At 70.7% G+C, this 15,648-nt stretch carries 11 protein-coding genes; 10 read left to right on the forward strand and 1 reads right to left on the reverse strand.

Features of this window, described 5'->3' with window-relative positions; translation table 11 throughout:
• Positions 1 to 49: 49 nt before the first annotated feature.
• The 3 genes from OM076_RS31740 to OM076_RS31750 are packed head-to-tail and all read left to right on the forward strand — an operon-like array spanning position 50 to position 3,377.
• A complete protein-coding gene (locus OM076_RS31740) occupies positions 50 to 817 on the forward strand; it encodes a DUF4097 family beta strand repeat-containing protein (protein WP_270044159.1) in 768 nt (255 codons plus the stop codon).
• Positions 814 to 2,346 (forward strand): sensor histidine kinase, encoded by a 1,533-nt coding sequence (locus OM076_RS31745; protein WP_270044160.1) that lies wholly within the window; start codon positions 814 to 816, stop codon positions 2,344 to 2,346. The genes OM076_RS31740 and OM076_RS31745 overlap by 4 nt, the downstream gene beginning before the upstream one ends.
• Positions 2,343 to 3,377 (forward strand): sugar ABC transporter substrate-binding protein, encoded by a 1,035-nt coding sequence (locus tag OM076_RS31750; RefSeq protein WP_270044161.1) that lies wholly within the window; start codon positions 2,343 to 2,345, stop codon positions 3,375 to 3,377. Before OM076_RS31745 ends, OM076_RS31750 begins: the two co-directional genes overlap by 4 nt.
• 41 nt (positions 3,378 to 3,418) lie before the next feature.
• On the opposite strand, the gene OM076_RS31755 is transcribed toward OM076_RS31750, so the two are convergent.
• On the reverse strand, positions 3,419 to 4,654 hold the full coding sequence (locus OM076_RS31755) for an ROK family transcriptional regulator (protein ID WP_270044162.1): 1,236 nt from the start codon (positions 4,652 to 4,654) through the stop codon (positions 3,419 to 3,421).
• A 220-nt stretch (positions 4,655 to 4,874) separates the two neighbouring features.
• On the opposite strand from OM076_RS31755, the gene OM076_RS31760 reads away from it, so the two are divergent.
• The 7 genes from OM076_RS31760 to OM076_RS31790 all read left to right on the forward strand — a co-directional run bounded on the left by OM076_RS31760 (position 4,875) and on the right by OM076_RS31790 (position 15,624).
• Positions 4,875 to 8,234: a glycoside hydrolase family 2 protein gene (locus tag OM076_RS31760; protein ID WP_270044163.1), complete on the forward strand. Its 3,360-nt coding sequence runs from the start codon at positions 4,875 to 4,877 to the stop codon at positions 8,232 to 8,234.
• A 143-nt stretch (positions 8,235 to 8,377) separates the two neighbouring features.
• Positions 8,378 to 9,271: an SIS domain-containing protein gene (locus OM076_RS31765; protein ID WP_270044164.1), complete on the forward strand. Its 894-nt coding sequence runs from the start codon at positions 8,378 to 8,380 to the stop codon at positions 9,269 to 9,271.
• A complete protein-coding gene (locus tag OM076_RS31770; protein WP_270044165.1) occupies positions 9,271 to 10,176 on the forward strand; it encodes a carbohydrate kinase family protein in 906 nt (301 codons plus the stop codon). The genes OM076_RS31765 and OM076_RS31770 overlap by 1 nt, the downstream gene beginning before the upstream one ends.
• Before the next feature lie 42 nt (positions 10,177 to 10,218).
• Positions 10,219 to 11,352 carry an ABC transporter substrate-binding protein gene (locus tag OM076_RS31775; RefSeq protein ID WP_270044166.1) on the forward strand — a complete coding sequence of 378 codons (1,134 nt, stop codon included), beginning with the start codon at positions 10,219 to 10,221 and terminating at the stop codon, positions 11,350 to 11,352.
• Between the two features lie 5 nt (positions 11,353 to 11,357).
• Positions 11,358 to 12,092, forward strand: a complete 735-nt coding sequence (locus tag OM076_RS31780; RefSeq protein WP_272598656.1) for an ATP-binding cassette domain-containing protein — start codon at positions 11,358 to 11,360, stop codon at positions 12,090 to 12,092.
• Positions 12,089 to 13,321 carry a sugar ABC transporter permease gene (locus OM076_RS31785; RefSeq protein ID WP_270044168.1) on the forward strand — a complete coding sequence of 411 codons (1,233 nt, stop codon included), beginning with the start codon at positions 12,089 to 12,091 and terminating at the stop codon, positions 13,319 to 13,321. The genes OM076_RS31780 and OM076_RS31785 overlap by 4 nt, the downstream gene beginning before the upstream one ends.
• Before the next feature lie 149 nt (positions 13,322 to 13,470).
• Positions 13,471 to 15,624 (forward strand): polysaccharide deacetylase family protein, encoded by a 2,154-nt coding sequence (locus tag OM076_RS31790; RefSeq protein WP_270044169.1) that lies wholly within the window; start codon positions 13,471 to 13,473, stop codon positions 15,622 to 15,624.
• Positions 15,625 to 15,648 lie beyond the last annotated feature (24 nt).

Consider the following 15,648-nt stretch of genomic DNA (forward strand, 5'->3'; position numbering starts at 1 on the left):
TCAGCAATGGTGTGGTCAGCCGCACCCCCCGCCCTACTACGGTACGCGCGTGACCGTCACGGAAGATGCGCCGGTGGGAGCGCGGCACCAGCCACGTGCGGCACCCGGGCGCTCGGCGGCCTGGTGGTGGCTCGTGGCGGCGTGCGCGGCGATCCTCGTCGTGGTCGCGGCGACGCTCGCGGTCTGGTGGGCGGCGTCACGCGAGACGCGCACGACCAGCTATCGCGTGCTCGGCGACCTCGCCGGCGTCCGGCTCGACCTCGGGGACGCCGACGTCGAGATCGACGGCGGCGCGACCGCGGTGGAAGTGCGGCGGGTCGACCGCTTCGCGTACGGCGCCCCCTCGGTCGAGCGCCGGTCGGTGTCCGAGGACGGCACGCTGAGCATCAGCTCGCGCTGTCCGGACCAGGTCCTCGGCTCCTGCCGCGCCTCCTACCGGCTGGCCGTCCCCGACAACGTGCCGCTCGACATCCGGACTTCGGGCGGCTCCGTCAACGTCACCGGCGTGCGCGCCTCGGTCTCGATCTCCACCGGAGCGGGGCCGATCACCGCCAGCGGCTTCTGCGGCTTCCTGCTGCGCGCGAACTCCGACGCCGGCGACGTGCGCGCGCTCTCGGAGTGCTCCGCCGACCGACTCGAGCTGCGCTCGCGCGCCGGCGACGTGCGCGCGGTCGTGCCGTCGGGGCGGTACCAGGTCGACGCCGAGAGCGAGACCGGCACGGTCCGCATCCGCGGCATCACCAACGCGCCGGACGCGCCGTTTCAGATCCAGGCGCTGAGCACGAGCGGGGACGTGTCGGTCGAGGCCGCCCGGTGACCGCCGCCATCGACCTCTCCCCGCACCTGCGCGCCGCGCGCCGCGCGCTGCTGTACCTCGTCGTCGGGTTGGGCCAGGGCCTGACCTACCTGCTGGTCATCGGCGGCGGCCTCGTCGTCGGCGTCGTGCTCGTGCCGCTGTGGGTCGGGCTGCCGATCCTCGCCGGCACCGCCCGCCTCACCTGGCGGCTGGCCGAGGGGGAGCGCCGGCAGGCCAACCGACTGCTCGAGACGCATCTCCCGCCGGTCGAGCCGGTCCGCGGCCGCGGCGTCCGTGCGCAGCTCGGCAACCGGATCTTCTGGCGCGCCGCCGGGATGCTGCTGCTCAAGCTCCCGGTCGCGCTCGTTGGCCTGGCGATCGCGGGTCTGCCGGTCGTCCTCGCGATCGCGATGGCCGGCCTGGGGGTGAGCGGCCTCGCCGGTGACGACGGGCGCCTCGTCGGCCCGTGGTCGCTCGGCCCGGCGCTCGGCATCGCGCTCTGCCTGCTCGCGCTGCCGGCCGCGATCGTCTCGATCGCCGCGCTCGAGGGCGTCGGCGCCGCGCTGCGCTCGCTCGTGCGGCGGCTGCTGCGCTCGCGGGTCGCGGAGGGTGGTCCCGTGCGCGAGATGCTCGCCGAGCGGCTCGGGGACCGCTCGCTCAACATCGCCTATTGGCTGCCCGAGCGCGAGATCTTCGTCGACGACGCCGGCCGCCCGGTCACGCTGCCCGACCCGGGCTCCGGCCGCGCCTGGACGGCGGTCGACCGCGGCGGCGTGCGCCTGGCCGCGATCGTCCACGACGCCGAGCTCGACGCGACCCCCGAGCTCGTCACCGCCGCGGCCAGCGCCGCCGCGCTGGCGATCGACAACGAACGCCTGAAGGCCGAGCTGCGCGCGCGGGTGGAGGAGCTGCGGGTGTCGCGGCTGCGCATCGTCGAGGCCGCCGACGACGCCCGCCGCCGGATCGAGCGCGACCTGCACGACGGCGCGCAGCAGCAGCTCGTCTCGCTCGCACTGGACCTGCGCATGCTCAAGGCGCGCCTGAGCGACTCCGGCCTCTCGACCACCGTCGACCAGATCGGCGAGAAGCTCGCGATCGCGCTCGCGGAGTTGCGCGAGTTCGCCCGCGGCATCCACCCCGCGTTCCTGTCCGAGCGGGGGGTCGGCGCGGCGGTCGACGCCCTGGTCGCGCGGGCGCCGTTGAACGTCGAGGCCAAGGTGGACCTCCACGAGCGCCTCCCCGCGCCGGTCGAGGCCGCCGCCTACTTCGTGATCGCGGAGGGTCTGACGAACGTCGTCCGCTACGCCGAGACCCGCAACGCGTGGGTGGAGGTGCGGCGTGAGGGCGGCGAGGTCGTCGTCGTGGTCGCCGACGACGGCAAGGGCGGCGCGATCAGCGAGGGCGGCACCGGGTTGCGCGGGCTGATCGAGCGCCTCGCGGTGCTCGACGGCCGCCTCGACGTCACCAGCCCACCCGGCCAAGGCACCCGCTTGGAGGCCCACATCCCGTGCGAACCCGGCTCACTCGTCTCCGAGGCGGCGCGCAAATGACCGCCCGCGTCTCGCTCCTGTTCGCGCTGCTCGTCCTCGTCGCCGGCTGCGGGCGGGTCACGAACGTCCGCGAGCGCGACCTCCTGGTGCGCGGCAACGCCACGGCCGCCGCACGCGAAGCACCCGACCGCCAGACCCGCGGCGTGCGCATCGCCACCGCGCGGATCGTCTTCATCACCCACGGCCAGGCCTCCGACGAGTTCTGGAAGGTCGTCCAGCGCGGGGAGGAGGAGGCCCACAAGCAGAGTGGCGCCGCGGTCTCCTACCGCTCGCCGGACTCGTTCTCGATCGAGCGCATGCGCCGCTACATCGACCTCGCCGTCGCCGATCATCCCGACGGGATGGTCATCTCGCTCCCGGATGCCAAGGCGCTGTCCCCGTCGATCAAGGCCGCGGTCAAGGCGGGCATCCCCGTGATCACGATCAACTCAGGCAGCGACGAGTTCAAGAAGCTCGGCGTGCTCGCCCATGTCGGCCAGGACGAGTACGAGGCGGGCGTGGAGGCGGGTCGCCGGATGGGCAAGGCGGGCGTCAAGCACGCGCTGTGCGTCAACCAGGAGAACGGCAACACCGGCCTGGATCAGCGTTGCCGCGGACTCGGCGACGGCCTCGCCAAGACCGGCGGCACGATGAAGCCGCTGCCCGTCCCGCTCCAAAACGCGACGGCCGCGCAGACGCGGATGGCCGAGGCGCTGGCGAGCGGGCCGGTCGACGGTGTCGTCACGCTCGGCCCGGGCGGCGCCAAGCCCGCGCTCGACGCCGTCCGCGCCAGCGGCCTGGAGTCGAAGGTGACCCTCGCGACGTTCGACCTCTCCCCCGACGTGCTCGCCGCGGTCCGCGACGGCAAGATGCTCTTCGCCGTCGACCAGCAGCCGTACCTGCAGGGCTACCTGCCGGTGATGCTGCTCGCCGAGAAGGTGCGCTACGGCGTGTTCCCGGCCGAGGGCGAGCTGATCCCGACCGGCCCGAAGTTCGTGACCAAGGCCGATGCGGCCGACGTGATCCGGCTCTCGGCCGAGGGCGTCCGCTGAACTTAAACCCCACCTAAGGGGCCAGACCCCTTAGGTGGGGTTTAGGAAACGGCGGCGCGGCGCTCGCGCGAGAAGAGCTGCGAGCGGGCCTCGCGCAACCCCATCGCCAACGCGCCTTCCAGCGCCGCCCGCTCGGCGAGGATCGAGGTCTCGATCCGCGTCGGGAGCGGCAGCAGCCGGCCGACCGTCGCCCGCACCGCCGGCAACAGATCCGCCGCGCCACCGATGCGCCCGCCGAGGACGACGAGCTCGGGGTCGATCACGGCGCAGACGGTGGCGATCGCCAGGCCGATGCGCTGCGCGGCGTTCTCGATCACCTGCGTGGCGGCGGTGTCGCCGCCTTGGGCCGCTTCGAAGACCTCGCGGGCGGAGTCCGCCGACCCGCCCGCCTCGCGGTAGGCGGTGAGGATGCCCTCGGCGCCAATCTCGTCCTCGAGGCCGCCGAGCTTGCGGTGGTGCGCGTCGAACGGGTCGCGCGCCAGCGGCAGATAGCCGATCTCGCCCGCGGCGCCGTGGAAGCCGCGGAAGAGCTCGTCCTGGATGACGATCCCCATGCCGACGCCGGCGCCGATGGAGATCACGACGAAGGTCGAGACGCCGCCCGCGAGCCCGCGCCACTTCTCGCCGACCGCGGCCATGTTGATGTCGTTGTCGACCAGCACGGGGACGTTGAAGCGGCTCTCCAGCGTCGCCAGCGAGTCGAACTCGCCGGTCGCGCTCACGTGCCACGCCAAGGAGGTCACCCGGCGGGTCTCCGGATCGACGACGCCCGGCGTCGAGACGCCCATCGCCAACAGGTCGCCGTGGCGGCCGCTGAGCTCGCGGTCGATCTGGCGGACGGCGCCGGTGATCTGCTCCTCGACCGCGCGCGGGCCTCCGCGCGAGGTCTCGAGCTCGAGCTCGCGCAGCGCGCCGCCGTAGATGTCGACCGCCGCGACGCGCAGGCGGGTGGAGCCGATGTCGATCCCGACCACGAACCCGGCGGCGGAGTTGACCGTGAACGCCAGCGGCGTGCGCCCGCGGCGGCCCGGGCGCTCGCCCGCGGTCTGGACGAGCTGGGACTGCACGAGCCGCTCGACGACGGCCGACACCGTCGGCTTGGAGATGTTGGTGCGCTCGGCGATCTCGGGCCGCGTGATCGGGCCCTCGCGGAAGATCGTCTCGAGGATGGCCTGCTCGCTGAGCTCGCGCAGCAGGTTCGGTCGCGGGCTCTCGCGCGGTAGGGACTCACTCCTGGACAGGGGAGGGAGGTTACCTATTTCAACTGGCTTGACCAAGGGGCGCGGAAGCTATAGCGTGCCGTTTTGTTAGGAAAGGCTACGAATGAATGACTTCGTCGCCGAGGGTGCAAAGAGGAAACGCGGGGCTGGTCGCCCGCATCAGATCCACGAAAGGAACTCCGTGCCCGGATCAAGATTCCGTGCGCGCGCTCTCACCGCGGTGGCCGTGGCCACCGGGTGTGCTTGCGCGATCCTCACACCGGCCGCGATGGGCGACATGACGGACCTCGCCCCGAACTGGCAGGTCTCAAGCAGCGTCTCGGTCACCGACACCGGGGGTGGCCTGTCGCAGGCCGGGTTCGACACCACCGCCTGGCTGAAGGTCAAGACCAACGACGCCAACGCCGTCGGCTCCGAAGTCGCGGCCGAGATCCAGAACGTCGCCGCCGACTCCCAGTGCGGCGACAACAACATCTTCTTCGGCGAGAACATCACCGCGTGCCAAGGCGCACAGCCCGGGGCGCACGACGCTCCTCTCGCCGCTTCGCGCTACGCGGTGCCGTGGTGGTTCCGCACCGAGTTCACGCCCGACCTGAAGGCCGGCCAGAGCGCCGAGCTCCAGATCCGCGGGATCATGGGCAAGGCCGACCTGTGGGTCAACGGCACGCAGGTCTCCACGCAGGCCGTGCTCCAGGGCTCAGAGCCCGAGTACGACTTCGACATCACGAGCCTGATCAAGCCGGGCGCCAACGCGATCGCGCTCAAGCTCTACGCGAACAACCCGGGCGCGATGCTCAACCAGGACTTCAACGACTGGACGCAGGCCGCGCGCGACCAGAACACGGGCCTGAAGTACCCGGTCCGCCTGCACGTCTCCAACACGCTCGCGCTGAGCGACGCGCACGTCAATCAGGCCAACGCCGACGATCTCTCCAGCACCGACCTGACGCTCAAGGGCACGGTCAAGAACACCTCCGCGAGCGCCCAGACGGGTGACGTCGACGCGACGATCACCGACCCCAACGGGGCGAACCCGATCAACGTCCACCAGACGGTCAGCCTGGCCGCGGGCGAGAGCAAGACGGTCACGTTCGACCCGGTCCACATCGCCAACCCGAAGCTCTGGTGGCCGTACCAGATGGGCGACCAGCCGCTCTACAAGTTCACGATGAAGACGTCGCAGACCGGGGTCACGAGTGACACGGCCGCGCGCACGTTCGGCATCCGCACGATCAAGACGTTCCTCTCCGCCAAGGGCACCAAGGCCTACAACGGCTCGCGCTGGTTCTCCATCAACGGCAAGCCGTTCGTCTTCCGCGGCGGCGGAATGATGGACTCCGACATGTTCCTGCGCTTCTCCAAGACGCGCCTGGACCATGAGGTCAGCCTGATCAAGGCGATGGGGCTCAACGGCCTGCGCCTCGAGGGCGACGACCAGCCGGACGTCTTCTACGACGAGATGGACAAGCAGGGCCTGCTCGTCTACGGCGGCTTCCTGTGCTGCAACTACTGGGAAGAGCCGAACAGCTGGACGGCCAAGGACCTCGACGTCAACTACAACACGGCGCTCACGCTCGGCCGCCAGCAGCGCAACCACCCCAGCGTGATCTTCTACAGCTGGAGTGACAACACGCCTGGCGCGGCGCAGGAGCAGGGCGTCATCAAGGGCATGAAGGACGCCGACTTCGACATCCCGCTGACGGCTTCGGCGGAGTACAAGTCGACGACGACGCTCGGCCCGTCGGGCATGAAGGAAGGCCCGTACAACTGGTTCCCGCCGAGCTACACGTACAGCCTGAACTGCTCGGGCTCGACCGGCGCCAACCCGTGCACCAGCGGCTCGTTCGTCAACCGCGGCGGCGCCTGGGGCTTCGAGACCGAGGCCAGCCCGGGCTCGACCGTGCCGACGCTCGACTCGCTCAATCGCTTCATGCCGGCGGCGGCGCAGCAGCAGATGGTCACCTCGCCCAACCTGCGCCTCTTCAACTCCGGTCGCGGCGGCCAGGACAGCGGCACGAGCTACTCGTCCTTCCAGCACATCGGCGTGCAGGCGACGGCGATCTGCCGCCGCTACGGCACCTGGACGGCCACGCCGGTCACGTGCCCGACGAACCCGCCCGGCGCGACCGGCCTCTACGCCAACAGCCCGAACATCACCGACTTCGTCAAGAAGGGCATCGCCCTCAACTACGAGTCGGTCCGGGCCCAGTTCGAGTCCTACATCGACCACTCCACGCGGACGGACTCGCCGTCCACCGGCATCGTCTATTGGATGATGAACAAGCCGATGCCGAGCTTGTTGTGGAACCTGTACAACCACGACTACGACCAGGCCGGCCCGTACTTCGGGGCCAAGAAGGCCAACACGCCGCTGCACGTCTACTACTCCTACGCGGCGCCGGAGTCAGACCCCGGCAACCGGATGGTCAACGTCGCCAACCTCACCGGCTCGACGCAGGCCGGCCTGACGGTCAACGCCCGCACCTACGACATGACGGGCAAGCTCCTGGACTCCAAGGACGCCTGGAACATCACCCTCCCGAGCCAGGGCGTGATGAACCAGCTCTTCCAGATCCCGAACCCGACGCTGCCCGACGTCAACGGCGTCCCGCAGAAGACGTACTTCCTCGAGCTGCAGCTCAAGCGCGGGAAGACGGTCGTGGACCGCAACGTGTACTGGCTGTCGACGGTCAACGACGTTCCGGCCTACACCGGCAACGCCTACCCGAACCTGACCACCTACGGCGACCTGCGCAACCTGCAGACGCCGCAGCAGGACCCGATCAACGGCCTGCTCTCGAAGACCACGCTGGCGGCCTGCGCCACCACGCACGCCCAGTCCGGGCTGCCGGACGGCCAGGACACGGCGACCGACGTCCGCCTCACCAACCAGTCGAGCACGGTGGCCTTCCTCGCCCGCGTCGACGTCCGCAAGGGCTCAGGCACCACGCCCGCCACGGGTGACAACCAGCTGCGCCCGGCCAACTACTCCGACAACTACGTGACGCTGTGGCCCGGCCAGTCGCAGACGATCACCGAGACCTACAAGGCCTCGGATCTCGGCGGCAGCGGCTCGGTGGTCAGCGTGACCGGCCACAACGTCGACACGTTCAACATCGCCTCCAACGCCGGCTGCAGCCCGCAGTCGGGCGTCGAGGACCTCGGACTCGCCGACGGCGACGTGCCGCTCGGCGGCGCGACCCCCGGCCAGGCCAACACGCCTGAGGCGATGGCGGCGGCCAGGGCGGCCGTGGTCGTCGGCAAGCGCACCGACGTCGACGGCTCCGCCGGCGGCACGGTCCCGGCGACGCTGGCGCTCACGGTCAGCGGGCCGGCGACGTTCGGGGCGTTCACGCCCGGCGTCGCGAAGGACTACACCGCGACGACGTTGGCCAACGTCATCTCGACGGCGGGCGACGCGGCGCTGACGGTGTCCGATCCAGGCCACCTGATGAACGGCACGTTCTCCCTGCCCGATCCGCTGCAGGTGCTGTTCTCGAAGTCCACCTGGTCGGCGCCGGTCTCCAACGACGCGGTGACGATCACGTTCAAGCAGCACATCAACGCGAACGACGCGCTGCGCACCGGCGCGTACAGCAAGACGCTGACGTTCACGCTGTCCACGACGACGCCCTAAGAGGGGTCTCCGCCCGGAGGGCGCGCGCGGTCAGCGCGCCCTCCGGGTCGCCTCTTGTTTGGTTAGGAAAGGTCACGAATTTGCGCTCCTTCGCAGAGGGCGTCCGCCTTCAGGCAAATCATCTTCAAGCAGGCCGGGAGGACGTGCGCGAAGCGCTCGCCGCCACCGACCTGGGCCCGGCCCGCACCGGCACGCTCATCCTGAGCGGGATCGGCGCGAGCTGGCACGCGCTGGCGCCCGCCGTCGACGCGCTGCAGGCCGCCGGCCGCCGCGCGTATGCGATCCACCCGTCGGCACTGGCGGGCGACGGCATCAGCCGGCTGGGCGACGCCTTCGTGCTGGTCTCGCAGTCGGGCAAGAGCACCGAGGTGCTCGACGTCGTGGAGCGCCTGGACGGCGCGCCGACGATCGTCATCAGCGCGTTCGGTGACAGCCCGCTCGCCCGCGCCGCGGACGCGTGGCTGCCGCTCGGTCCCGAGGCCGACACCGCGGTCTCCACGCTCGGCTACACGGCGACGCTGCAGACGCTCGGCCTGCTCACCGACGCGCTGCTGTCCGCGCCGTCGCGTGAGTGGGACGCGCTGCCGGAGCTGGTGGACGCCACGCTGGCACGCCTCGCGCCACACGCGGAGGAGCTCGCGCCCGCGTTCACGCGGATCCGCATGCTCGACGCCGTCGGCGCCGGCCCGGCCGTCGGCTCGGCCGGCGAGGCCGCGCTGCTCGCCCGCGAGGCGCTGCTCCTGCCCGCGGCCGAGTACGAGACCCGGCAGTATCTGCACGGCCCGATGGAGTCCGTCGCGGACGGCTTCGGCGCGGTGCTCTTCGGCGCCGAGCGCGAGCTGCGGCTGGCGCAGACGCTCGCGGGCTACGGGGCGACCGTCGTCACCATCGGCAAGGGCGCCGACTTCCTGGTCGAGCCCGATCCCATCCTTCAGATCCTCCCCATGCAGTTGCTGGTGCAGTTCGTCGCGGAGCTCCGCGGCCTGCGGGTCGACTCCCTCGCCCGCGAACAGGACGACACCAAGGTCGTCGCGTGATGCAGTCCGTCACCGTCATCGGGTGCGTGCAGGTGGACCTCCTGCTGGCGCCCGTCCTCGATGTCCCGCCGCCGGGTACGGCGGCGTTCGTCGACCACATGAACCTGCGGGTCGGCGGGGCGGGCGCCAACGCGGCGCTCGCGCTGATCGAGGCGGGCATGACGCCGCGCCTGGTCGGCGCGGTCGGCGACGACCACTTCGGCCGGTGGGTGCTCGAGCAGCTCGCGGACTTCGGTCTCGGCGAGGACATCGTCGTCGACGCCGAGCAGGCGACCGGCCTGACCGTCGCCGTCGAGGCGCCCGGCCGGGATCGCTCCTTCATCACCTACCTCGGCGTCACCGGCACCGCGAACGCCGACATCGTCCCGCCCTCGAGCCTGGCCTCCGACCATGTGCTCGTGTGCGACTACTTCTGCGCGCCGGCGTTGCGGGGGGAGCCGACCCGCCTGCTGCTGCAGACCGCGCGTGAGCTCGGCGCGCGGACGTACTTCGACACCGCCTGGGACACGGACGGCTTCACGGCCGCCACCCGCGAGGAGATTCACGCGATCCTCCCGCTCGTGGACGTGTTCCTGCCCAACGAGGCTGAGGCTCGGGCCTTGACGGGCACCGAATCCGTGAGCAAGGCCGGCCGGGAGCTCCAGCGGCGCTCCGGGGGTTGGGTCGTGATCAAGCTCGGCGCGGACGGTTGCATGGCGTTCGGGCCACACGGCGGGCGCCTGGCATCTCCGGCGCCCGTGATCGAGCCGACGGACACCACCGGTGCGGGCGATGCCTTCAACGCCGGGCTGGTGTCCGCCTTTGCGTCGGGCAGGGATTGGCCCGACGCGTTGCAAGCTGCGACCGGGCTGGCTTCGAACCTGCTCGCGCGGCCTTCGAATGATCGGCACACGGTGCGTCGCTAAGTGATGCGCGCACGGATGGAATCCCTGGGGGAAGGAGTGAGGATGAGGACGAATCGCAGGAGTGCGCTCGCGGTGCTCGCCGCGCTTGCGCTCAGCGCCGGAGCCGCCGCTTGCGGTGGCGACGACGGTGGGAGTTCGAGCACGAGCAGCGGTGGCGGTGGAGGGGCGAAGTCGGGCAGCAGCGACGAGGGCGGCACGATCGCCCTGCTGCTGCCGGAGACCAAGACCACGCGCTACGAGGAGCAGGACAAGCCGCTCTTTGAAGCCAAGGTCCAGGCGCTCTGCCCGAAGTGCAAGATCATCTACCAGAACGCCAATCAGGACGCCGCGCGTCAGCAGCAGCAGGCTGAGGCGGCGATCACCAACGGCGCGAAGGTGCTCGTGCTCGATGCGGTCGACGCCAAGGCGGCGACGGCGACGGTCAACCGCGCCAAGCAGTCGAAGATCCCCGTCATCGCCTACGACCGGCTGATCTCCGGCGCGCCGATCGACTACTACGTCTCCTTCGACAACGTGCGCGTCGGCAAGCTGCAGGCGCAGGCGCTGCTCGACAAGCTGGGGACGACGGACGGGAAGCAGATCGTGATGCTCAACGGCTCGCCGACGGATCCTTCCTCGGGCGACTACAAGAAGGGTGCTCACGAGGTGCTCGATCCCTCCGGGATCAAGATCGCGCGCGAGTACGACACGCCCGACTGGAGCCCGGACAAGGCCCAGCAGGAGACCGAGCAGGCGATCACCGCGCTCGGCAAGGACAAGGTCGCGGGCGTCTACAGCGCCAACGACGGCATGATCGGCGGCGCGATCGCGGCCATGAAGTCGGCCGGCATCGACCCCAAGACGGTCCCGACCACGGGCCAGGACTCCGAGGTCGCCGCGATCCAGCGGATCCTCGTCGGCGAGCAGTACATGACGATCTACCTGGCGATCAAGAAGCAGGCCGAGTCGGCCGCGGAGCTCGCCGTCGACCTCATCAAAGGCACGCAGCCGCCCGCGTCACTGGTCAACAACAAGGTCAACAACGGCTCGGGTGACGTCCCGACCGTGCTGTTGGATCCGACGGCCGTGACCAAGGACAACATCAAGGACACGATCATCGCCGACGGCTTCCACCCGGCGTCGGAGATCTGCACCGGGGAGTTCGCCAGCGCCTGCACGGAGGCGGGGATTTCGTGATCCCGCTGCTGGAGATCAGCGGCGCGTCGAAGCGATTCGGCGCCGTCGAGGCGCTCCGTGACGTCGACCTCACCGTGCACCGCGGTGAGGTCGTCGCCCTCGCGGGCGACAACGGCGCGGGCAAGTCGACGCTGATCAAGGCGATCTCGGGTGTGCAGCCCGCCGACGAGGGCGAGTTCCGCTTCGACGGGCAGCCGGTGCACATCCGGGGGCCACACGATGCGCCCGCGCTGGGCATCGCGGTCGTCTATCAGGACCTGGCGCTGTGCGACAACCTCGACGTCGTCGCGAACCTCTTCCTGGGCCATGAGGCCCGGGAGGGCGGTTTGCGCTTCATGGACGAGATCTCCATGGAGGAGCAGGCGACGACGCTGCTGCGCTCGCTTTCGGTGCGGCTGCCCAACGTGCGGGCGGAGGTCGGCACCTTGAGCGGCGGCCAGCGGCAGTCGGTCGCGATCTCGCGCGCGCTGCTGGGCGAGCCGAAGATGGTGATCCTCGACGAGCCGACGGCGGCGCTCGGCGTCGCGCAGACCCAGCAGGTGCTGGACCTCGTGCTGCGCTTGAAGGAGCGCGGGCTGGGCGTGCTGCTGGTCTCGCACAACCTGGCCGACGTCTTCCAGGTCGCGGACCGCGTCGTGATCCTGCGCCTCGGTCGCAACGCCGGCGAGTTCGAGGCCGACGTCTCCAATCACCAGGCGGTGGTCGGGGCGATCACCGGCGCCGTAGGGCTGATGGCATGAGCGCGACCATGCCAGGGCAGGCGGCTCCTTCGCCCTCGCCAGAGGCCAAGCCCGAGTCGCCGCTGCACCCTCGGGTGGTGCTGCGCAAGCTGGCGGAGGGCGAGGCGGGATCCCTGCGCGTCCTGATCACGCTGGCGATCATCTGGATCATCTTCGCGATCGCCCACGATCGCTTCCTGACCCCGATCAACCTGACCAACCTGGCGCTGCAGAGCGTCGCGGTCGGGACGATCTCCGTGGGGGTCGTGCTCGTGCTGCTGCTGGGGGAGATCGACCTGTCGGTGGGTGCGGTGAGCGGTCTCTCGGCCGCGATCGTGGCCTCGCTGTCGGTGAAGTCCGGCTGGGCGCCGGTCCCGGCGCTGCTGGTGGGCTTCGCGGCCGCGCTGGCGATCGGGTTCTTCCAGGGCTCGATCGCGACGCGGCTGTCGATCCCGACGTTCGTGGTGACGCTCGCGGGTCTCTTGACCTGGCAGGGCGCGCAGCTGAAGGTGCTCGGGACGACGGGCACGCTGAACATCACCGACCCGACCATCACCGGCCTGACGTCGACGTTCTTCTCGGACGTCGTGGGCTGGATCCTGGCCGCGGTCGGCATCGCTTGGCTGGCCCTGGCGGCGCTGCGGCGGCGTCGGCGGCGGGCGCGCAAGCAGCTGCCGACGGAATCGAACGGGCTGCTGGTCGCCCGGCTGCTCGCGCCTTCCGCGGCGATCATCGCCACGGTGGCGGTGCTGAACGCCGACCGCGGGGTCCCGCTCGCGCTGCTGATCCTCGTCGGGCTCGTGATGATCGTCAACACGGTCCTGACGCGGTCGACGTACGGCCGCCACATCTACGCGATCGGCGGCAACGCCGAGGCGGCGCGCCGCGCGGGCATCCGCGTGCAGTGGATCCAGACGTCCGTGTTCATGCTCGCGTCGCTGTTCGCGGCGGCGGGCGGGATCATGGCCGCCTCGCGGCTGCTCGCGGTCAACCAGTCCTCGGGCGGCGGCGACGTGCTGCTGATGTCGATCGCCGGGCCGGTCGTCGCGGGCGTGAGCCTGTTCGGCGGGCGCGGCTCGGTGTGGGGCGCCCTGCTGGGCAGCCTCGTGATCGTGTCGATCTCCAACGGGATGGACCTGCTGGCGCTCGACACGGCCGTGAAGTTCATGGTCACCGGCGGCGTGCTGCTGGCCGCCGTGGCGTCGGACGCGATCACGCGTTCGCGGCGCCGCTCTGCCGGGCGAGCCTGACGGCTCGCAACTTAAAGCCCACCTAAGGGGTCTGACCCCTTAGGTGGCGTTTAGAAATCCAAATTCATCGGGGGAAGTCCATGCCCGGCCGGCCAGGCCTCCTGGCAGCCGCCATCGCGACGACGCTGTTGGTCACAGCGTCGCCGGCGATGGCGGCTGCCGATCTCACGATCTCCGCGACCCATTCGCGCGGGACGCTGTTGAAGGTGGAAGGGACGAACACGACCGTCAATCCGGCGACGTTGACCTTGAAGGTCGCAAACGCCGGAGCCGACCCGACGTCCGGGGTCGTGACGGTGGCCGACGCGCTGCCGGCCGGGCTGACGGCGCTGATCAACGACGCGCCTTCGGGCGCGGGTGCGGTCGCGGCTTCCGGGGCGGGCTGGACCTGCGTGACGACGACGTGCACGCGGTCGGACGCGCTGGCGCCGGGCGCGTCGTACCCGGAGATCAAGGTGACGGTCAAGACGGCCAACACGGCACCCGCGTCGGTGACGAACGCGCCGACGGTCTCGGGTGGCGGGGACGCGGACGGCGCGTCGGCGTCGGACGTCATCCCGATCGTCACCGACGCGTGCACCAACGGGTGGGCGGCGTCGGAGAAGATCCAGTTCGCCCCGCCGGTGCCGGCGATCGACTCGGGCGTGTTGAACGTCGAGCGACTGGACGGCTGCACGGTGCTGGACAAGATCTGGGAGGCGGAGCCGTTCGCGTCGCACACGGCGTTCGTCGCGCATGTGACGTCGGTGCTGGGTGACTTCTCGCTGACGCAGGGCGAGAAGGACTCGATCGTCTCGGCCGCGACGCAGTCGCTGGTGGGGACCACGTCGGACCATCAGGTCGACAACTCCTGCACCAACCGCGTGGCGTTCACGTTCGACGACGGCCCGTCGATGTACCGCCCGCGGACGCTGCAGTACTTCCGCGACAAGCAGGTGCACGGCGACTTCTTCGACCTCGGGATGCGCGCCGAGGCCAACCCGGACATCGAGCGCTTCACGGTCGCCGAGGGCCACGTCCTGCTCTCGCACACCTACAACCACACCGACATGAACGCGCTCTCGGACGCGGCGAAGATCGAGGAGATCAAGCACAACGAGAACGTGTTCAACGCGATGGGCGCGCCGTTCACGTTCAAGGGCATCCGCACGCCCTTCGGGTCGGCCAACACCCACACGCAGGAAGTGGTCGCCGCGCAGGGCTACACGTACTTCCTGACCCGGATCGAGACCGGCAACGACTACGAGCCGGCGACGACCGCGCAGCAAACCGCCGACGGCATCATCTCCCGGTTCCGCCCGGGCGCGATCATCGGCATCCACGACGGGCCGATCGACACGCCCGCGGGCTTGGCGACGTCGGACGCCGTGCCGATGATCATCGATCGCGGGCGCGCGATGGGGTACTGCTTCGGCAAGGTGGACCGGTCCGGCCAGGTCGTGGCCGACCGCTACGTGTCCTCGGATCGCCCGATCCCGCAGGCGACCAACCCGGTGCCGTACAACTTCCTCGAGCGAGCGGGCACGCCTCCGGGGCAGTGGTTCGTCGCGCCCGACGGGCTCGCGATCGACGCCACGCACTCGCCGGCCGTGTTCGTGCGCGGCGGCAACGGGACGATCACGATCAACGTCTCGAGCCTGCTGGACGTGCCGAGCGACGCCGACCCGGTGGGCGGGTCGGCGGTCACGGTCACGGACGCGATCCCGACCGGGCTCAACGTGGTCTCGGCGACCGGGACCGGGTGGACGTGCACCGGCTCGCGGACGCGCACGTGCACGCGGGCCGACACGCTCGCCCCGCACGCGTCCTACCCGCCGATCACGATCGCGGTGACGGCGGCGACCACCGCGCCGGGCGTCGTCTCCAACGTGCCGAAGTACATCGCGCACGGGCAGAGCTGGGCGAACATCGACACCGATCCGATCTCGGTGGGTGTGCCGGCGACCGGCGACGTGGGCGGCTCCGTGCCGGCGACGCTGGCGCTGACGATGGGCCCCGCGGCGGTGTTCGCGCCGTTCACGCCGGGCGTGGCGAAGGACTACACGGCGGCGACCACCGCGTCCGTCACCACGACGGCGGGCGACGCGACGCTGAGCGTGTCCGGTCCCGACCACCTGGTCAACGGCGCGTTCGCGCTGCCCTCGGCGTTGGCGGTCGATTGGGCGCCCAAGACCTGGTCGGCTCCGGCCTCCAACGACCCGGTGGCGATCACCATCAAGCAGCACATCGGCGCCGCCGACGCGCTGCGCACCGGCGCGTACTCGACGACCCTGACCTGGACGTTGTCGACGACCACGCCCTGACCCCTCCGAAACCTAAACCCCACC

The organism is Solirubrobacter ginsenosidimutans, assembly GCF_027587205.1.

Bases quoted from the DNA above. Each gene is read 5' to 3' on its own strand.
- OM076_RS31770 (WP_270044165.1), top strand. From the start codon at position 9,271: ATGCAGTCCGTCACCGTCATCGGGTGCGTGCAGGTGGACCTCCTGCTG.
- OM076_RS31785 (WP_270044168.1), top strand. From the start codon at position 12,089: ATGAGCGCGACCATGCCAGGGCAGGCGGCTCCTTCGCCCTCGCCAGAG.
- OM076_RS31760 (WP_270044163.1), top strand. From the start codon at position 4,875: ATGACGGACCTCGCCCCGAACTGGCAGGTCTCAAGCAGCGTCTCGGTC.
- OM076_RS31775 (WP_270044166.1), top strand. From the start codon at position 10,219: ATGAGGACGAATCGCAGGAGTGCGCTCGCGGTGCTCGCCGCGCTTGCG.
- OM076_RS31750 (WP_270044161.1), top strand. From the start codon at position 2,343: ATGACCGCCCGCGTCTCGCTCCTGTTCGCGCTGCTCGTCCTCGTCGCC.
- OM076_RS31790 (WP_270044169.1), top strand. From the start codon at position 13,471: ATGGCGGCTGCCGATCTCACGATCTCCGCGACCCATTCGCGCGGGACG.